The 19,310-nt window shown below is 67.6% G+C and carries 14 protein-coding genes; 7 read left to right on the plus strand and 7 right to left on the minus strand.

From position 1 onward, the window contains the following. Positions 1-11: 11 nt before the first annotated feature. Entirely contained in the window at positions 12-2,153 is a 2,142-nt protein-coding gene (locus KY661_RS14515; RefSeq protein ID WP_225410769.1) for a hypothetical protein, read from the minus strand. Between the two features lie 207 nt (positions 2,154-2,360). Between KY661_RS14515 and KY661_RS14520 the strand changes: the two genes are divergently transcribed. The 3 genes from KY661_RS14520 (at position 2,361) to KY661_RS14530 (ending at position 7,707) form a co-directional block, all read left to right on the plus strand. Continuing rightward, complete coding sequence (locus KY661_RS14520) at positions 2,361-3,380, plus strand: Rieske 2Fe-2S domain-containing protein (RefSeq protein ID WP_225410770.1); 1,020 nt, start codon at positions 2,361-2,363, stop codon at positions 3,378-3,380. Between the two features lie 83 nt (positions 3,381-3,463). Continuing rightward, a complete protein-coding gene (locus KY661_RS14525; protein WP_225410771.1) occupies positions 3,464-4,255 on the plus strand; it encodes an SDR family NAD(P)-dependent oxidoreductase in 792 nt (263 codons plus the stop codon). 74 nt (positions 4,256-4,329) lie between these two features. Then, the gene (locus KY661_RS14530) at positions 4,330-7,707 is read left to right on the plus strand and encodes a ferritin-like domain-containing protein (RefSeq protein ID WP_225410772.1); all 3,378 of its coding nucleotides are present in this window, start codon (positions 4,330-4,332) and stop codon (positions 7,705-7,707) included. A 50-nt stretch (positions 7,708-7,757) separates the two neighbouring features. On the opposite strand, the gene KY661_RS14535 is transcribed toward KY661_RS14530, so the two are convergent. Together KY661_RS14535 and KY661_RS37560 are read right to left on the minus strand one after the other, a co-directional pair. Continuing rightward, entirely contained in the window at positions 7,758-9,566 is a 1,809-nt protein-coding gene (locus tag KY661_RS14535; protein ID WP_225410773.1) for an SMP-30/gluconolactonase/LRE family protein, read from the minus strand. A gap of 40 nt (positions 9,567-9,606) precedes the next feature. Next, positions 9,607-10,419, minus strand: a complete 813-nt coding sequence (locus KY661_RS37560) for an Fpg/Nei family DNA glycosylase (protein WP_225410774.1) — start codon at positions 10,417-10,419, stop codon at positions 9,607-9,609. A gap of 213 nt (positions 10,420-10,632) precedes the next feature. Between KY661_RS37560 and KY661_RS14545 the strand changes: the two genes are divergently transcribed. Both KY661_RS14545 and KY661_RS14550 read left to right on the plus strand, forming a co-directional pair. Then, positions 10,633-11,571 carry a DMT family transporter gene (locus tag KY661_RS14545; protein ID WP_225410775.1) on the plus strand — a complete coding sequence of 313 codons (939 nt, stop codon included), beginning with the start codon at positions 10,633-10,635 and terminating at the stop codon, positions 11,569-11,571. Between the two features lie 32 nt (positions 11,572-11,603). After that, positions 11,604-12,275, plus strand: a complete 672-nt coding sequence (locus tag KY661_RS14550) for a DUF2231 domain-containing protein (protein WP_225410776.1) — start codon at positions 11,604-11,606, stop codon at positions 12,273-12,275. Between the two features lie 21 nt (positions 12,276-12,296). On the opposite strand, the gene KY661_RS14555 is transcribed toward KY661_RS14550, so the two are convergent. Further along, a complete protein-coding gene (locus KY661_RS14555; RefSeq protein WP_225410777.1) occupies positions 12,297-13,082 on the minus strand; it encodes a class I SAM-dependent methyltransferase in 786 nt (261 codons plus the stop codon). Positions 13,083-13,128: 46 nt separating this feature from the next. After that, on the minus strand, positions 13,129-14,613 hold the full coding sequence (locus tag KY661_RS14560) for a hypothetical protein (protein ID WP_225410778.1): 1,485 nt from the start codon (positions 14,611-14,613) through the stop codon (positions 13,129-13,131). 160 nt (positions 14,614-14,773) lie between these two features. On the opposite strand from KY661_RS14560, the gene KY661_RS14565 reads away from it, so the two are divergent. After that, positions 14,774-15,877, plus strand: a complete 1,104-nt coding sequence (locus KY661_RS14565; RefSeq protein WP_225410779.1) for a GspE/PulE/PilB domain-containing protein — start codon at positions 14,774-14,776, stop codon at positions 15,875-15,877. A gap of 14 nt (positions 15,878-15,891) precedes the next feature. On the opposite strand, the gene KY661_RS14570 is transcribed toward KY661_RS14565, so the two are convergent. Next, positions 15,892-16,479, minus strand: coding sequence for a hypothetical protein (locus KY661_RS14570; protein ID WP_225410780.1), 588 nt, complete (start codon positions 16,477-16,479; stop codon positions 15,892-15,894). A gap of 53 nt (positions 16,480-16,532) precedes the next feature. On the opposite strand from KY661_RS14570, the gene KY661_RS14575 reads away from it, so the two are divergent. Then, positions 16,533-18,299, plus strand: coding sequence for a M1 family aminopeptidase (locus KY661_RS14575; protein WP_225410781.1), 1,767 nt, complete (start codon positions 16,533-16,535; stop codon positions 18,297-18,299). Between the two features lie 32 nt (positions 18,300-18,331). Here KY661_RS14575 and KY661_RS14580 read toward each other — a convergent pair whose 3' ends face one another. After that, positions 18,332-19,255, minus strand: a complete 924-nt coding sequence (locus KY661_RS14580; RefSeq protein WP_225410782.1) for a DUF2381 family protein — start codon at positions 19,253-19,255, stop codon at positions 18,332-18,334. Positions 19,256-19,310: the final 55 nt, after the last annotated feature.

The following is a 19,310-nucleotide window of genomic DNA, read 5'->3' on the forward strand; positions in this document are numbered from 1 at the left end:
CGCGGCGTGTGCTACCGCTCGCGCACGGCCGCGAGGTACGCGCTCAGACCGCCGCCCCGGAGCTGCGCGAGCGCTTCATCGAGGGGAACGCTTCGGTTCTGCCGCAGCGACTCGAGGATGCGCACGATCGACACGGCGACCTCGGCGGCGGCCTCGTCCCCCTGGGCCTTCTTCTCGGCGACGAAGGGGAGCACCTCGAACAGGACCGCGTTGGCCTCGGCATAGGTGATGGGCTCGCGCTCGCCGTGCAGCTTCTTCCATCCGCCGTTCATGAGCATGTCATTGACGTGCAGTTGGATCAGATAGGTCGCGCGTCCAATCAGCTTGAGATTCGTCGGGCTGACGTTGGTCATGGTGTTGCCGACGATCTTGCCCAACCGGCCCATGATGGCGGTGGAGTGCGCGTTGAGCAGGATCTTCAGCGCGATCTGCTGATCCACCCCGAATGGATCGGCCATCTTCGCGATCCGCAAGTGGACGAACGGCGCGCCGGAAGCGGAACCCCGCCAGTCCGGCGTTGGGCCACCGCTCACCAGCACGAGCCCCAGCTTCGCGCCCCGCTCCTGGAACAGGGTGGCGAAGCGCTCGTAGTCGGACGAGGCGTCCGCGAGGAGCGCGGCCTCGGTCTCCAGGGCGATCATCACGCCGAGATCGTTGGCCTTGGGCCCGACCCGCTGGACGTTCGCGCCGGAGAACGAGAAGTCATAGAGGTTCTGTTGCTCGTTGCCCGCCTTGTCCAGGCTCGTGAGCGCGGCCTTGCGGAGGAACTCGTCCTGGATCTGGGTCGAGAACGGCTCGCGGTAGAGCTCCGGCTGGAGCCCGCGGAACGGACGCCCGAGGAAGGTCTGCCACGCGGCCTGGCGATCCGTCGCGGACGTCCAGACCTGGAACAGCGCCTTGCGCGCGGGCTCGTCGACCGTGTCCAGGGGGAAGAGGCGGAAGGTGGGGCTGCGCTCCGTGCCGTCGGTGAAGGTGGTGATCAGGCCGATGTTCGCGAAGTACGTGGAGAAGTGACCGGCCGCGTACGTGTCCGCCTCCAGCCGTGTGAGCTTGGCCAGCTCGGGGACCGCCTTCTTGACCTCGGTGAGCACGGGGGCGAACCGGGAGAGGCGCTGCTCGAGCGTCACGTCCTCCGCGAAGCCGAGCTGGGCCAGGTCCCCGGCGGTGAGGATCTGCTGGGCGGCGAGTCCCTTGAAGACGCGGCCGAGCGCGTCCTCGACCGCATGCGCCAGGACGAACGTCTCGATGGTGGTCGCCTGCATGCGCGTGGAGCCGGTGATGGCCTGCGGACCGGTCGTCAGGTTGACCTTGGTGATGCCGGCCTCCTGGATGACCGACCGGCTGCGCTCGAACGGCAGCAGGACCTCGTCCGGGTTGTTGTAGACGAAGAAGAGGTGCTTGCTGGCCTCGGCCACGTCGTAGCCCCCGGCCTCCTTCCATTGATCATGGGCGCCGAGGATGGTGCCGATGCCCGCGGAGGTCTCGCCCCCCTCGGTGACCTCGATCACCACGTCGCCCTTGCGGATGCCCCGCTCCTTCAACTGGAGCCGGCCAATGAGCTGCAGGTCCTCGAAGCCCTCCAGGGAGCTGATGAGGGCGCGGTCGGCGCCGGTCATCTCGCCGATCAGCGACTCCTCCAGTGCGCCGCCGAGGTGCGGCTCGAGCTTGGACTTGAGCGCGTTGTCGACGCCACGCCAGTACGGGCGCCAGAAGGCGCTCTCCATCTGCTTGGCGAGCCGGCCCGTGGCACCGGTCCCGTAGACGTAGATCTTCCGGCGCTCCAGCAGCGCCTTCTCGATCGCCGCCGAGAGCGTGCGCACCGGTCCGGGGTCCTGGGAGAGCGCGGCGAGCCGGGCCGCGACGTCCTCGTCCACGGAGAACAGCATGTCGAGCCCGGCGGAGGTCTCCTCGACGACCTTCTCGCTCAGCGTCCAGGTGCGCGGGTGGCGCTGCTCGGTGGTCAGCGTGTGGAGTTGGAACTGGGTCTTCTCCTGGACGTAGTCGGAGGACTCCGCCGAGGGGGAGATCGCCAGGAACTCGAGGAGGTTCTGGGAAGCGGGGGGAGGGGGATTGTTCTTGCCGCCGCACGCGCTGGAGACGAACACGCCGCACACGAGCAGCATCCCGAAGGGGTTTCGGAGCACGCTATACATTTGGATTATTCCCGTCGCACTGGAGTTGGACTGTACCGCCAGGTGACACCCATCAAAACGCAGCGCGCGGGTAGCGTGACGCGCGAGAGGTGTCAATCTCAGACGGGCTTTCCGTTCAGCCCGTCAATCGGGGAGGCAGAGGGGGCTGGTCTTTTCCGGGCCTCTTTTTGCGATTATCCTGAATTCCTTCGATTACAGGAGGACGTCGTGAAAGAACTCGACTTCTGGCATCCCGTGCTGGCCAGTGACGAATTGAAAAACAAGCCCCTGGCCATCACCGTGGCAGGGCGTCAGATCGCCCTGTTTCGGACCGCTGACGGGCAGATCGGTGCGTTGGAAGATCGCTGTCCCCACCGGCGGATGCGGCTGAGCAAGGGCCGGGTGGAGGGCAACCGCCTGGTGTGTCCCTACCACGGGTGGAGCATCGATCGGGGGGGCGAGGTCCGGGCGCCCATCCATGACAACGAGCCCATGCGCTCCTGCGCCACGCACTATTCCGCCACGGAGTTGCATGGGGCCATCTGGGTCAAGAATGCCGGCTCAGAGGCGAGCATGCCCGAATTCCACAACCCCGAGAACCGCTGTGCCTTCGTTCTGCGTCACCGGATGGAGGTGCCCCTGGAGGTGGTGCTCGACAACTTCGCAGAGCTGGACCACAGCATCACGACCCACTTGCTCTTCGGCTTCGAGAACGTGGCCCAGGCCACCTCCGAGGCGTCGATAGAGGAGGACGTCCTGCGCATCTTCCACCGGGGCCCCCAGAAGCAGGTCTCGCTTCCGCTGAGGCTCATCTTCGGGATCCGGCGGGGAGACTGGGTCGAGATGCCCACCCAGATGCGCTTCGCCCCGCCCCACATGCTCTCCGAGCAGCGGTGGTGGAACGACAAAGCGCCCGGCAAGATCCGGACCTCTGGCATCCAGATGAGCATCTTCTTCACCCCGGTGACGGAACAGGTCACGGACGTGCTGTCGTTCGCCTTCCTCTCGCCCGCGATGGCCAGGACGTTGAAGCGCCTGCCCATCATCGGATTCAAGCTGCTCCGAGGCATCGTCGACTACGAGACCCGATTGGACCAGCGGATGCTGAGTCAATTGGCGGACAAGAGCCCAGATCTGCGCGGGATGAAGCTCGCCCGTCTCGACAAGCCCCTGGGACAGGTCCGGGCGATGGTCAACCGCGTCTACCGCGGCCAACTCCAGCCCGTTCGCGCCGTCGAATCGGCCTGAGGTGGGCCCGAGGCCGGTTGCCATTGGCGTCCCTGCGAGGGGGAGGATAGGGTCCCCTCGGTTCTTCCCATTTCGAGGTTTCCATGACCCCCCGTCCCCGCGCGCTGATCACGGGTGCTTCTGCTGGTATCGGGCGCAGCTATGCCGAGCAGCTCGCCAGAACCGGCCATTCCCTTGTGTTGGTCGCCCGCCGGGCGGACCGGCTGAATGCGCTCGCCGATGAGCTGCGGCGGGGCCATGGCGTTGAGGTAGAAGTGCTCCCGGCGGACCTTTCGACCGCCGAGGGTGTGGGTGTGGTCGCCGCACGGATCGGCGGCGAGCCGCCCATCGACGTTCTCGTCAACAATGCGGGCTACGCGGCGCGCGGCCGGGTCGCGGAGCTGAACGCGGACGCGCTCGAAGAGATGCTGCGCGTCAACATCATTGCCCTCAGCCGCCTCTCCGTGGCTGCGATGAAGCACATGGTGGAGCTGGGACGCGGCCGGATCATCAACGTGGCGTCGGGGACCGTGTTCATGCAGTTGCCCGGCAATGCCGGCTACGGCGCGTCCAAGAACTACGTCATGGGCTTCACCCGGACGATGCAGGCGGAGGCCCAAGGCACTGGCGTGCAGGTGCAGCTCCTGATTCCAGGTGTGATCGCCACCGATTTCCACGAGATTGCTGGCAACCGCCTCTCCAACTTTCCGCCGGAGCGGGTCATGCAAGCCGGCGACCTGGTCGCAGCCTCGCTGCGTGCGTTGGAGATGAACGAGCCTGTCTGCATCCCCTCGTTGCCCGACATCAAGGATTGGGACGCTTATGTCGCCGCCGAGCGTACCCTCAACCCTCAGGTCTCACGTGACCGCGTGGCGCCCCGCTATCAAGGCGCTTGAGAACGCGCGATCGGTACGGCCCCTTCCATCCCAGGCGCAGCAGTTTTCTTCCCGTTGCAAAGGAGCACCATTCCATGGCTGAGAGCGATCCGAACCGGCAACTGCTCGTGGACATGCTGCAGGAAGCCGCGCAACTCGAACACAGCCTGCTGGACTCGTATCTTTATGCCGCGTGCTCACTGAAGAGCACGCCTCAGGAGTTCGCGCAGCTCAGCGGCAAGCCCAACCTGCGCCGGGGCATTCAGTTCGAGCGGGTGAGGCGCTGGAAGCAGGCCCTCCTGACGGTGGCTCACGAGGAGATGCTTCACCTCCACTTCGTAGAGTGCATGCTCCGTGCGCTGGGAGAGCGGCCCTACTTCGGGTTGCCGAACCGCAACGCAAAGGGCGCCTGGGTCATTCCCAATTGGCAGGCCCGCATGGGGGCAAAGGCCGCCGATCCGGAAGGCACTGAGGTACCCATCTCTCCGCTGACGCCAGAGTACGCGAAAAGCTTGGTGATGTTCGAGTCGAGCGACTCGCTTCAGCTCGAGGATCCATTTGGTCCGCAGACGATGAAGTTGATGACGTCCCTCCACGCGTTCGAGATGCAGCTCCAAGTGGAAGGGACCGTGAGCAAGGTGCAAGACCCAGCCCAGGCTCAGCAACTGCGCCAGTCGCTGCTCGAACTTTACACCACCACCCCGGCCGTGCTCGAGGAGCAGCCCCTCGACCTGATTGTGCAGGCAGGGCTCGCGGCCCCTCAGTTGCCGCCGCTCGAGAAGCTGCACTTTCCCTCGATCGCGGACTTCTACGAGAAGGGCATTCTGCCGCTCTATGAGCAGGCTTTCGCCTTCGGCTGGGTGACGAACACCAATTTCGAGCTGTTGAATGAACAGCAGGATCCGAACTATGGCGCAGAGGGTTTTCTGCCCATCCCGATCCCCCCGCGCTCCGACCACTCATTCCAGCGGAACAAATCCAACACGCTGAAGCCGTATACGGCCTTCAAGCACGTGCGCGACATCGTCGAAGAAATCGTGGAGCAAGGAGAGGGGGTCAAGCGCTTCTTCCGCCGGGCCGTAGCGATGATGGAGAAGGTCGAGGAACTCGGTGGCGCCGCCCAGTACCTGGCTGCGGTGAACAGCGATCTGTCTCAGATCGAGACGCCAGACTACGAGACGCCGGAGTGGCTTGCCGATGCCCAACTGCTGCGCGGGTCGCACCTCTATCAGTTCGCCATGATCCAGGTGGAGTTCGCGCAAGAGCGTGAGCTGGCTGCCCGGTCCGGCGTGCAGTTCGTGCCGGCGCGTGAGCCGGAGCCGCTGAACAACAGTGGAGTGCTGACTCAGCTCACGCAGGAACTCCCAGGGCAGTTCAATGCCTGCTACCTCGTCATGCTGGCGTGGCTCTCGCGCATGTACGAGATCAAGGACTGGGCTGCGGACCAGCGCGAGCGCAGGCCCATCGAGTCGCTGGCCACCTGGCCGCTGATGTCCATGGCGATCCGGCCCATGCTGGAGCTGGCCTCGTGCCTGCCGATCAATCCGGTGCAGCTGTTCCAAACGGGAACCGATGCGCTGCCGGTGCTGCCTGTCCTGGCCCAGCAGTTGCGTGTCCTCTACGAGGGGACGGAGCGGTCCGAGAAGATCAACGGCCGGATGGATTACCTCGCGCTGAGAGTGCTGACCAGCGTGGCCGGCTGGGCGCAAGAGCAATTCCTGTCGATCCAGGAGGCGGGCCTCCCGTCTGGGGTGGAGACGCTCGTGCTGGACCGGTTGCGCTCACTCATGATGCTGTCTGACTTCGAGAAGCAGTTCAGCTTCCGGGTGCATGGAGGCTATTCGTCGAATCAGCCCGACGAGGAGTACCAACGCACCCACCAGGACAGGGAAGACTACGTCGAGGACCCCACGTTCTTCGATCCCCAAAAAAATCATCCACCTTTGTACCAGGACTCGCTGGTGCTGAGGATGCGGTTCTGTGGTTGGGGGCTCGTCCAACTCGCCACGGATCCCGATCCGCCGAACGATGAAGTGGGATGCACGGGCACGCTGATGTTCCATCCAGCGGATGGTAATCGCCGCTTCGACCGGGCGCTGGTCTGGCAGCCGCGAGACCCGGCGCGGGACATCGTGCGAGAGCCCAAGGATGCGCTTCCCCCTCTTGGGGTGCAGGTGGTGGACCTGACGGTGATGGCCGCCAACAGGGGCGGAGCCACGGCCGGCTATGTGCCAGTTTCGGTGATGAGTTCGCTGGGCGCCGTTCAGGCTCAGGGGGCCCAGATGGATCTCCGGGTGCTGAACCTGGCCCCCGTCTTCAGATTGACTCCCAAGGAACTCCTGGGCAGCTCCAAGAAATTGTTGATGAACCTTGAGGAGAAGAACGGCATCAGACCGTTCCTGAACGGAAACAACCATCTGACGTGGCGCGATGGTGAGCCGATTGATCCCTTCATCCTGTCGGTGCTTGAGGATTCAGGGGACGGACTGCCATCGCTCCTGTTCCAACGGGAAGTTTTCAATGGAAAATTGTCTTTGATGGAGATGTCGCCGATTCAGCGAGCCATGTCCATGCGGGGCCCTGTGGGGTTCGACAGCGTGAACAACTTGCCCAAATGGGCTGTGTCCAGCGCAATGCGCCAGATGTTCAACCAGCCTGATTACCCTCGCAGCTATCTCTCCGATCGCGCCAACGCATTGGCTGCCTGTCTCGTCCAAGTGCTGCGGGAGGCACGGACCCAAGAGAGCGTCGACGCGGCGGTCTCCTTCGCGGAGCGAATGTATTGGGTCTCGCAGCCGAAAGGGACCACCCTCGGGTGGAGCAAGGCCACGCTGCACTACGGCCACACGGTCAGTGGCCCATTGTCCGCCGGCCAGGGGCCCAACACGCTTCTCGACAACCTGGGGCAGCGCCTGGGGCTCCAACTGGGGCTGGCCGATGGGAAGGACCGGAAGGCCGCCGACTCGCGCTGGCTCGCCCACTACACACTGGGGCCCATGGACACGGACGCGCTCTCGCACTTCATCAGCGGCGAGATCTTCGTGCCGCTCACGGTGGTCTTCAGCGGCAATCCGCTGAGCACTTCCCAGGAGTGGCGCTTCCCGGCCTTCTTGCGCGAAGCGCTGGCCGAGTATGCGCTGCGCTTCGACAAGCCCTTCTGGGCACCCTTTAAGGTGGAAGGCAACACGCGAACACTCGACGTTTCTGGGATGTACACCCTCGTCGAGACCCTCTCGGGTCCGAAGACCGGTCAGTCCTACCACTACACGATCGAGGGAATCCCTGGCGTATCCGACTGCTCGGGTTTCCTCGGACTGGAGCCCGTGGAGGGGGAGCCTGGGGAGATCAAGCTGGTCTGGGCCTGTAGGTTCCAGGCGGAGGGCATGGGCGCCGCCGTATCGGCGTTTGCGCTCTTGGCAAACACCGCACAGGGAATGTCGGAGGAGCTCTCCAGGGCTTTCGCGCCGCGCTGACCTTCAAGGGGCAGGTCCGGCTCCGGCTCATGAGGCAGGTGGATGGTCTTTTAATGCGAGAGCCGGACTTGGAGCAGGCCATGGCCGTAGATGCTGGCCAGGTACAGCGCGCCCTTCGATTCGGTGACACCGGTGGCGCCGTAGAAGTCGTCACGCTGCGTTTGAAGGTCCGCGAGGAGGCGCCCTTGCTCATCGAACGCCAGGGCCCAGACGGTCTTGACGGGCCCAGGCTGGAGCGCATTGGGAACCCGCCACAACGCCTTCCGAATCCAGCCTGGGGTGGTTCCCAAGCGGTCCAGCAGCGGGTTCCGGGGCGTCACGAGGGCCACCCAGAACTTTCCGTCCCGGCTTCTCGAGAGGTTGTCCGGGAAGCCGGGCAGGTTGTCGGCGAGGATGTCCCGCTGTCCTCGCTTCGGCCCCTTCAGCCAGTAGCGCGACAGCCGGTAGCCGTCGGTCTCGGCGAAGATCAGCGCGGATTCGTCCTCCGTCAGGGTGACGCCGTTCGCGAAGAACAGGTCTTCGAGCACGGTCTCCACATGGCCGTCCGGGTCACGGCGGAACAGCCGCCCCGACGGGCGATGCTCGTACATCGCGCCCACGAAGTGCTCGAAGTCGAAGCGGTGCGTTGACTCGGTGAACCAGAGTGTCCCATCACGCGCCGCGGTCACGTTCGAACAGAATCGCAGGGGGGTATCCCCGACGAATTGCACCAGGGGTTCGATGGACGCGGTGCGCGGGTCGAGCTTCAGCAACCCGCGATGGGCGTCGCAGACGAGCACCGTCCCATCCGGGAGCAGCTCCAGGCCGAGGGGGCGTCCGCCCGTGTTGCCCAGCACCTCTTCCTTTCCGGTGACAGGGTCGAGCCGGAGGATCCGGCCGCCTCTTACCCCGCACACCAGCCGTCCCTCACCGTCCGCCACGACATCTTCCGGGGACTCCCCGCTCAAGGGGAACAGCCGCGCCTCGGGAAAGGGATGGGGCCCGGCCGTCCGGGCGGCCCGGGGGGGCGGCGCGGGAAGGACACGTTTGAGGGGCGCGAGGGAAGGCTTCCGCTCCGGTTTGACCTGAGGCAGCGCCGGGCGCCCCTCCACCACATAGGTATAGGTGTGTGAGATCCGGTAGGCATGGATGGCGGTGCAGTGATGCCTCAGTTCCTCCGCCAGGCCGCTGACCTGCGGTGAGGCGAAGAACGCCCCCAGGGCCTCCTCGCTGGCAAAGCCCAACACGAGCAGGGCATCGAAGCGCTCCTCGGGCGGGTGGTCATGGGCCCCTCCCGGGGGGGGCCAGCGTGCCTTCAGCCACGGCAGGAGCACCTGGCTGCGCAGCTCCTTCACCTGAGGAAGCCCGGCGAGAGAAGGCCCCAGCGTGTGGTTCACGAACTGGCGGAACGCGAGACGGCGGAGACCGGGCCTGCGCCGCAACAGCACCGCGCACCGGCAGCCCACCCTGTCGCCGTTGCCGCTGCCGTACCAGCGGCCTCCACCCGGTCCGCTCAGGGAGCGGAGGGTGCGCTGGAACACGTTCGCTTCGTCCCGGTGCGCCCGCCTGTTCTGCCTGGCGCCCCTCAGCGGTCCCAGCGTCCCGGTAAAGGTGAGCTCCTGCATGCCGTCGATGCGTCTTGTCTCGGGAAGGGTGGTCTCGACCTCCGGAATGCCGGGCCACAGGCCCTGGCCCCCGGCGGCGAAGGGGTGCTGCCGGTACTCGAACAGGCCCGGCGTTCTTGCCACCTGTTGCGCGTGGGGGCCTCGCCAGTATTCCAAAGCCGATTCGCGTGAGAGCTCCGGGCGCAGCCACAGCAGGACGGACGCAGAAGAGACGGCCTGGGCCATCGGCTTGGGCGCCTGGGTGGGTTCATTCATGGGGTTTTGTCTCCTGTCTGGAGCCCCATGATGGGGGAACTCAGCGCTTCTTGCCGCGAGGCGCCTGACAGGACGGGCAAAAGAACAGTCCACGCCCGGAGAGCGCCAGGCGGACAATGGGGGTGGCGCACCGGGGGCAGGGCTGTCCCTCGCGGTCATAGACGGTGAACCGGTCCTCGCGCCGCTTGCCGGGAAGGGTGAGGGCGGTGGGCGGTGCATGGGGAGTGACGATGCGGCCATCGCGCGCCGCGTCCTCCAGCAGCAGGCGGAGCGCCGCCCACAGGCGCTCGAAGTCCTCGGGCCGCAGCTCGGAGGCAAGGAGCTGGGGCGGCAGGTGCGCCAGGAAGAGCGCCTCGGCACGCAGGATGTTGCCCACGCCCGAGATGCGCTCCTGGTCCAGCAGCACGGTGGCCAGCGGCGCACGGCTCCGGCGCAGCGCCTCGAAGGCGCGTGCCGGGGATGCCTCGGGCCGCAGCGGATCCTCCCCCAGCCGGGCGCGCAGGGCCCGCTCGGCCTCCGGGCTCAACAGCTCACAGGACTGGGGACCCGAGAGGTGAAGGGTGGCATGGGGGGACGCCAGCCGCAGCCGGCACGCGGCGGAAGGGGGCGGGGCCCCGGCGCGGAAGTGCCGGATGTTGCCGAAGAGCCCCAGGTGCAGATGGAGGTGCACGCCCCCTTCGAAGTGGTGGAAGAGGTGTTTGCCGTGCGCCTCCACGGCCAGCAGCGTCCGCCCCGACAGCCGCCGGGCGTCCTGGGAGAAGCGCCCCTGGGGCGAGTCGGCGGTGAACTGGCGGCCCGCCAGCCAGCGATGGTGGACGCGCGCGAGCCGGTGGATGATGTTTCCTTCGGGCACCCCGAGGAGTTAATGCGGTGGGAGCCAACCTGCCACGTTCGATGGGGGGCGCGTGACGTGGCGGAGCGGAAGCCGCGTGGGCAAGGCGGGCCGCAGGGGAGGCAGGAGGCCGTGCGCCAGCGTGCGTTGACGGAGGGGGGTGTTTGGGAGAGAAGCCGCCCTCGTGACTCCCGCTTTCCCCCGTCCCGTCCCGTCCGTTGAGGCCATCCGTCCATGAGCGCTCTCCGGCGGGGGGCCGATGCCTTCCTGTTTCAGGTGATGCTCGGCCTGTGCACCTTCTGGGGCGTGCAGCAGGTGGCCATCAAGGCCGCGGCACCCGACATCGTGCCGATGATGCAGGCCATGGCCCGCTCCGGCATCGCCGCCTTGCTGGTGGGGCTCGTGATGAGCTGGCGCGGGGACTGGAGGCGCGCCGCGGGCACGGTGCCCGCGGGACTGCTGACCGGCGGGTTGTTCGCCCTCGAGTTCCTCTGCATCGCGCTGGGCCTGCAGTACACCCTGGCGTCGCACATCTCGGTGTTCCTCTACACCTCGCCCATCTTCTCCGCGCTCGGTCTGCACCTGCTCTTGCCCAGCGAGCGCCTGCGGCGGTTGCAATGGATGGGCATCGCCCTGTGCTTTGGCGGCATCGCGTTGGCCTTTAGCGGCGGGGTGTCGCTGGCGCAGATGGATGCGCGGATGCTCCTCGGGGATGCGCTGGGCATTCTGGGGGGCGCGGCCTGGGGCGCCACCACCGTGACCATCCGGGCCTCCCGGTTGTCCGAGGCTCCGCCCACCCTGACGCTGTTCTACCAGTTGGCCATCGCCTTCGTGGGGCTGCTGGGCCTCGCCGCCGTGAGCGGGCAGATCCACCAGGTGACGCTCACCCCCCTGGGCGTGGGCAGCGTGCTGTTCCAAGGCGTGCTGGTGTCGTTCGCCAGCTACCTCATCTGGTTCTGGCTGATGCGCCGCTACCTCGCGTCGCACCTGGCGGTGTTCTCCTTCATGACGCCCCTGTTCGGCGTCACCTTCGGCGTGGTGTTGCTGGATGAGCCGCTCAGCCTGAACTTCGTCGCCGGCGCCGTGCTGGTGTTGCTGGGCATCTTCCTCGTCAACTCGGAGCCGTGGATCCGCCGGCTACTCGGGAGGGCCGAGCAAGGAAGCGAGCCGTGAACGCTGGGACACAGCGTGCATAGCCTTCTGGCATGAAGATGCTCCTTCACGAACTGCATCCTTCCGTGGTCCATGCCCCCCTGGCCCTGTTGCCCACGGCGGCGGTGGCGGACCTGATCGCGGTCACGAGCGGGGACCGGGCCTGGGCCAAAGTGGGCCGCCGGTTGTGGATAGCCGGCTCCCTGAGTGGCCTCTTCGCGGGGCTGGCGGGGCTGGCTGCCTCCCAGGAGGTCAAGCTCGATGAGCCCCGGGCGCGCGACATGGTGTTCCTCCATGGGCTGGGCAATGCCTTCATCCTGGCGGGAGCCGTGGGCGTGACGCTGTGGCGGTTGCGCCGCCCGCCGTCGACTGGCCAGGTTGTGCTCGCGCTGCTCGCCAATACGGCGGCGCTCTACACCGCCACGCTCGGAGGGAAGATGGTCTACGAGCTGGGCGTGGGCATCAACCCGATGCCCGTGGACGCGGTGTCGGGGACGTCGAAGGGGCCCGCGCTTCTGTCCAAGGAAGCGCCCCGGGCGCTCGTGAGCGACGCGCTCCAGGGCGTGCGCTGGCTGTTCGGCAGGGCGAAGCGCCTCATCGCGGGGACACAGCCGCTGGAGCCCGGCGCCCAGGGCTTTGGCCCAGGGTACGAGGGCCCCTCGGTGGGCCTTGAGGCTTTGTCGCAGAAGGCGTCCGTCCAGAACTTCGAGATCGTCCGGTCCTAAAGCGTCTGATGCAGCACCGTGTCAGTGGGCCAGGAACTCCACGATCCGTCCAATGCAGGCCCGGCGGATCACCAGCAGGTTGAGCCTCCCGGGGGGCATTCGCTGAAGGTCCACGGGGGCCAGGGCGGGGCGCAGGCGCACGTGGGTCCGGGAGGGCCGTTCGCTCACCTGGAAGTGGGCATACTCTTTCAAGGGGAAGTGCGGCACCAGAAGTCCGGCCGGGACGGCGCCGGGCCCCACCTCGGTGAGCAGGGCCTGGATGCGGTGCGAGCCGAACAGCTCCGGCGCATTCTCGAACACCTGGGGTGCCCATTCCGCTCCCTCTACCCTGAGCAGCTCGATGGGCGCCGAGCCCTGCGCTTCGTGCAGGGCCTCCAGGGGGTGGACGACCGTCACCTGGGGCAGCTCGCGCGTATGCGCCAGGAGCCGCTCGCGGTCAGGGGCGGAGGGCTCGAAGGCGGTGACCCGGCCTTGAGGGCCCACGCGTGCCGCCATCAGCACGGTGTACAGGCCGATGTGCGCCCCCAGGTCGATGCCATGCCCTCCGGGCGTCAGCAACCGGGAGGCGAGGAGCAGCCCATTCTGCTCCGCGCCCTGGTACATCCGCCGCTCGGCCTGGGTCTCCAGGTTCAAGCGCAGGGGGAGCCGCTCGTGGATGAGCAGGCCGGCGGCGCCAGGCGCTGGGGTCAACGCCTGGGCGAGCTTCCAGTACACCTGGGAGTGATTGAGGCCCCAGCTCGCCAGCTCATGAACGAAACGGTGGAGCCGGGGGGCATCGGAGGACAGCCGGGTCAGGGGGCGGCGCATGGCGGCTGAACGATGCCATGCGCCCCGGAGACCGCCGAGGTTTTCCCTACGGGGCGATCTTCCAGCGGCCTTCCACGTCGCGGTCCGTGAAGTTCAGCCAGACGTCCTCGTTGCCAATCCGCTCCCGCAGCTTCCGGTTCTCGTAGCCGTTTTGCGGCACGCCGAAGGCGTAGCCCTGGGGGCAGGCCGTCAGCCCGGCGGACCAGACGCCCGCGGAGGACGACAGGGTCCAGTAGTCCGAGGGGCACGAGGCCGCGTCACACGTGGTGTCCTTCTTCTTGCACGCATGGCGGCGAGAGGCGCCGCCACAGGACAGGTCGTTCCAGCGGCCGTCCGGCCGCATCTGCGCGCAATCCTCGTCGCCGCCCGCGTCGTTGGGCTCTCCCTCGGCGAAGCTCCAGATGGCCTGCTTCAGGGTGCGGGAGTAGTAGTCGTACCCCTGGCCCTTGTAGCCCGGGTCTCCCTCGGCCTGGTCCATCGCCACGCTGAAGCCGCAGTCCACGGCGGCTTTGACGTCGAGCCGCTTGCTGAAGAGGCTCGTGTCATACAGGCCCGAGCACGTCTCGAAGTGATCGCAGATCTTCAGCTCCTCGAACTGGGTGAACTGGAGCCCCAGGGGCTGCACGTTGCCCGCGCCGTCCCGGATGTCCGCCGAGCCGCAGCGCGCCCCGTCGAACGAGGGCGCGAAGTTGGCGCTGTACCAGGGGTATTGCACCGAGGGATAGCCCACGCTGTTGACCGAGAAGAGCCAGTCCTTCATGGGGCCCGCGTAGCCCTCGGCGCTCAGGGACACCTCGTACTTCGAGCGGTCCTTGACGGCGATGACGATGCGCTTGCCCTGCTGGACCAGCTCCGCTGGGGTGGGCCACCGGGACGGGAACAGGCGCTCCTTGTCCACGGGGCGGAAAATCAAGTCTCCCGAGGTGGTGCTCACCGGCGCGCCGGGCGCGTAGTCCCGGTCGAGGCGGTACCGGAGCTCGCTGAAGAACCGGCGCTTGTTGGCGTCGTCGTTGAAGTAGTCCTCCAGGATGAGGAACAGCACCTCGTCCTGGTTCTGCGGCGCGTTGAGCCACTGGGCGATCTCGTCCTCAAGCGACACGCTCCACTGGACGAACTGCTCGCCCTCGTGGCCAAAGCACACGCTCCAGCCCCACTGGCAGCCATGGTCGTAGACGTCCAGCATCAGGGTCCGGATGCCCATGTCGAGCTGGGCCGAGAGGCTCCGGTGCTGGTTGGCGCGCGCGTAGTAGCAGAGCCCCGCGCCGCACTTCGTGTACGGGGTGCTGACGTGGGAGTTGTGGGTGCCCAGCCGCTGCCAGCGGTTGAGCGGGACGTTGGACTGGAGATCCCGCTGCTGGATGCGCGCGGCCTTCGCGGCCCAGGTGTCCGCCAGCGCCAGGGGCTGCTCCTGGAGGCCGAGCGAGGACAGCTCGGCCTCGCCCGTCACCCCACAGGCGCCGAGCACGAGAAGGGCCGTGAGGCCGGGCAGGAGCCGCGCAAACCGCTCCGGACGGGGACTGGACGTTGCCATGGAGACCTCCCTGGGAAAGGGACGGCGCTTAGCATGGCTCCCCAAAAGAGCTTTCACGGCATTCTTGGGAAAAAGGGTGGTGACGGCTGTCACCACACTGTAGGCAACAGTCACCACCCTGGGTGCTTGAGGGGGGATGTAAACCCTTGAGCGCTGGTGTATGAAGAGCGCCCAGCGCTGGCACGTGGCGCGCAATGGCGTGCCCGCGGCGGTAGCACCCGAGGGCACGGTCATGCGGAAGAAACGGCTGGGAGATCTGCTTCAGGCGGTGGGGCTCGTGGACGAGCTGCAGCTTCGCGCGGCCCTGGGGTTCCACCACAAGTGGGGCACGCCGCTGGGCCAGGTGGTGGTGGACCTGGGGTTCTGCACCGCGCAGCAGGTGCTCGAGGTGCTGGCCGATCAGGCGCAGCTTCCCTCCGTGGACCTGGAGGCCGAGCCGCTGGATTCCCAGCTCATCGAGGTGCTGCCGGTGTGGGCCGCCGAAAACTACCGCGTCATCCCCCTGCGCCAGGAAGGGCCGCGGGACTCGGTGCTGGTGGTGGCCACCGCGGCGCCCGGCCACCCGGACGCCCTGGACGAGGTGGCCCGGCTCACGGGCAAGGCGCGCGTGGTGTCGCTGCTGGCGACCGATGCGGCCATCGCCCAGGCCATCGAGCGGCTCTATTACCCGCACCTGGACGGCGCGCATCGCCCGGTGGAGCCCATTCCGCTTCCCGAGGCCGACGAGGCGCTGCCGCTGGTGACCGAGCGCGCGGAGTGCCTGATGCTCGATGGGCTCCTGCGGCGCCGGGACTCGGCGTACACCTTCAAGAACGGGCTGCCCGTGATGAAGCCCCTGACGGAGGAGCTGCCCGTGGCCGCCCGCACCACCGAGCGCGAGGTGCCGGTGGTGACGCGGGTCCTCAAGCCCGCGAAGCCGGCCGAGCCCGAGGTGTGGGTGTATGGCTGGGGCCGCCAGGCCACGCAGGGGCTGATGGAGCTGCTGGAGCACGCGGGCGTGCGCGCCCAGGTGGCGCGCACCGAGGATGTGCGCAAGGCGAGCGCGCACACGGTGGTGCTGGCGCCGGTGCAGTCCGTGGAGAGCGTGAAGCGGCGCGGCGTCCAGGCCCGGCTGCTGCTGGCGGGCCGCTCGCGCGAAGCGGACCGGGCGTGGGCCCTGGGGGCCCAGGAGTACCTGTCCGGTCCCCTGCGCGCCGACTGCTTGATTGACGCGGTCCACGAGCAGCTTCGCGCCGGCCGCGAGTCCCTGCGCCAGGTGGGCTGAGGCGCTGCGGGGAGTCAGTGGCCGCGCAGGTCGTCCTCGACGCCCGGGCCGCGGGGCTCGAGCCGCAGGAAGACGGGGCTCACCCGGCCCACGCCGGAGTAGTCCAGCACCGTGGCGCGCAGCTTGAACGGCAGGCTCTCGGGCAGCAGGGAGGTGAGGTCCACCTCTCCGGGCTCGAAGGCGAAGGACATCCGCCCCACGCTGTCCACCTGCTCCTTGCCGATGTGCACGCTGTCGGTGAAGCCCACCGCGCCCCGGTTCAGCACCTGGCCGCGCTCGTCGAGCACCTCCAGCAGGATGAAGTTGTCCACCGAGAAGCCCACCGTGCCCGCCGCGTCACCCGCCAGGCGCGCCCGGGAGCCCTCCAGGCGCAGCAGCGGCGTCTCCCCCGTGGCCACCACGCGCGGGGTGCGGTCGAAGTTGCGCGTGTCGATCTCCACGTCCTCGCGCCGCTGCGCGAGCTGCTCGGTCTCTTGCTCCGGCGTCTCCGCCAGCAAGGGCACCGCCTGGACGCTGGAGCGTGTAGGCGGAACGGGCACCTGCTTCACGCAGGCGAGGAATGATGCAGCGGTGATGGCCAGAAAGAGTCGGCGAGGCAGCATGCGCCTCTGGGTTGTAGCGAGCGGCTCGTGCGGGGGTCAACTAGCATGGCCTCATGGCAATCGCTCCCCGGTGGTTGGTCCTGGTCCCGCTGCTCCTGGTGGCTCCCGCGCTGGCGGCCACCCCGCCCGAGGTGCAGCTGTGCGTGCAGCACCTCAAGCCCGCCGAGAGGGAGCGGGCCGTCAAGTTGCTCGGGCCCCTGGAGGAGCTGCCGCTGTACCGGGTGCAGCTCGACGCGGACCCCGCCAAGCGCGAGGTGAAGGGCAAGGTGCAGGTGGAGCTGACGGTGAAGGGGCGCACCCGCTCCGAGCTGTTCCTGCGCGCGACGCCCAATGCGCAGGGGCGGCAGGTGACGCTCTCGGAGGCGAAGTTCAACGGCGAGCCGGTGAAGCTGGAGCGGCCCGAGCCGACGCTGTTCCGGATTCCCCTGGAGCCCCCCGCGGAGCCCGGCACCGTGGTGCGCATCGAGGTGGCGCTCCAGGCCAGGCTGCCGCAGGGCAAGAAGAACGCGAGCTCACTGCTGGGGGCCCTTGGCGCCTCCGGGCCCGCGGGGGACTACGGGGCCTTCGCCGCGTCGCCGGACTTCCTGAGCCTGGTGGGCGTGGTGCCGATGATGCCCCCGCTGAATGAGGACGGCCAGCCGTGGGCGGGCCCCTCGGGCATTGGAGACCTGGCGCTCTATGAGCCCTCGAACGTGCTGGGCTCCATCGGGGTGCCGTCCGGGTGGCAGGTGCACGCCACGGGCGAGGCGCTGGGCGAGGTGCCCGGGAAGGATGGCCGGCCGCGCTACTCGTTCGCCGCGGCGCTGGTGCGCGACTTCCCCGTGTTCGTCTCGCGCGGGTACCAGATGGCCTCCACGTCCGTGAATGGCATCACCATCGAGAGTATCTACGCGGCCCAGGACGCGGCGGTGGGCAAGCGTGTGCTGAAGTACACCGCCTCGGCGCTCTCGGAGTTCGAGCAGCGGCTCGGGCCACTGCCCTACCGGTCCTTCCGCGTCCTGGAGGCGCCGCTGTCCGATGGCGCCGGCGGCATGGAGTTCCAGGGCCTCATCACCGTGGCCACCTCGCTGTACCGGGGCGTCACGGACCCGAACAGCATCCTGGCCGGGGTGCAGGGCATGGAGATGCTCCAGGAGATGATGAAGGGGCTGTCCGCGCAGGGCATGGGGGACATGGGCGGCGGGCCGTTCGCGAACCTGGCGAAGACGCTGGAGCGCACGGTGGAGTTCACCGTGGCGCACGAGGTGGGGCACCAGTACTTCGCGGGCTTGGTGGGCTCGGACCCCATCCAGGACCCGGTGGCCGACGAGGCGCTCACCCAGTACGCGGCGGTGCTCTACTTCGAGTGGGCCCACGGCAAGGCCGCCGCCGAGGCCTTGAAGGCGGAGGCGCTGGTGTCTGCCTACCACCTGTACCGGATGTCCGGGGGCGAGGATGGCCCGGCGCACCGGCCCACCGAGCAGTTCTCCAGCTCCATGGAGTACGGCGCCATCGTCTACGGCAAGGCGCCGTTGATGTTCGATGCGGCGCGCAAGCGGGTGGGGGAGGAGACGTTCCAGCGCGCGCTGCGCACGTACGTGGACACCTACCGCTACAAATGGGCCCGCGCGGATGGGTTCCTGCGCGAGCTGAGCAAGGCGGCCCCCGCGCACGCGCGGGAACTGGCGCGGCTCCAGGCGCGCTGGTGGGAGGAGGCGCACGGGGACGAGGACCTGGGCAAGCCGAGCCTGGGGGCCCTGATGGGGGGCATGGATGCGTCTCAGCTCGACAAGGAGACGCTGAAGCTGCTGGAGGACTTCCTGGGCCCGATGTCTCCGTAGGGCCGCACCCGCGTGCGCGAAGGCACAGCAGCCTACGGAAACTGGATGCCGCTGAGGGTGACGGGGCGGGCGCCACCCGTGTCCCACAGCTTCAGCGTGAAGGTTCCCTCCGTCACATCCGGAGCTGTTTCCGCCTCCACGAACACGCCTCCTTCCCGCAGACCGGGAGCGAAGGGCTCCGGCGGCCAGACCGTCACCACGTTCAGCTCGGCCCCTTTCCTTCCCTGGCGCGTGAGCGTCGCGCTCTCAGGTTTCCAGGTTGGAGCGTCCTCCGGGAGTACCAGGAACACCTCGACCGCCACGCGACTTGCAGCCTGGTACGAAGTGGCTCCCTTCATGCTGAGCGTGTTCGCAGAGGCTTCGGTGATGCTTCGGGTGATGTCGCGGGACGAAACGCCGTTTCTGCCCATGAGCCCCGACGCACGCAGCCCAATGAGTCCACCCGGTCTACCTTGCTCGTCGCGGAGCCGTTCGTTGTCCGCCCGGCATAGCTGAAGTGCAGCCTCCTTCTCCCTCAGCTCGCGCTGGCATGACGCCACCGTGCGCTTCTCGCGATGTACCTCGACATAGGGGGTGGCCTGAACGGCATGCACCACCAGCGTCATGGCCGCACCGGCCGGTGCATCACCGTCCTTGAATCGCACCGTCAACTTCAGCCTCTCCCCGGGCACCAGCCGTTCCGAGGGCACCAACTTCACGGTGCTCTCGCTGACGTGCTCCTTGGAGAACTTCTCCCGGCCCTCCATCGCCAGCGACTCGCGCACGAAGTCCGAATCGAAGTTCAGGGTCGTGGCCTGTCCTGGACTCACGCAAACCGTGGGCACCTCGCCCGTGAGCGTTGCCGGTAGCTCGACGTGCTGAACTCCCGTTTGGCACGTGGCGGCATTCGGCTGTGCAACGGGGGGCCCATTCAGGAGAACCAGCGCAAGAAGAGCGAAGGAGGGCGAGGCGATCACGGCGAGAAGACCTCACGGGATAGAACGCAACGGGGAGACCCGCCGCGTTGGATCT

This window comes from Allostigmatella hybrida (genome assembly GCF_020103775.1).
Classification (GTDB): domain Bacteria; phylum Myxococcota; class Myxococcia; order Myxococcales; family Myxococcaceae; genus Hyalangium; species Hyalangium aurantiaca.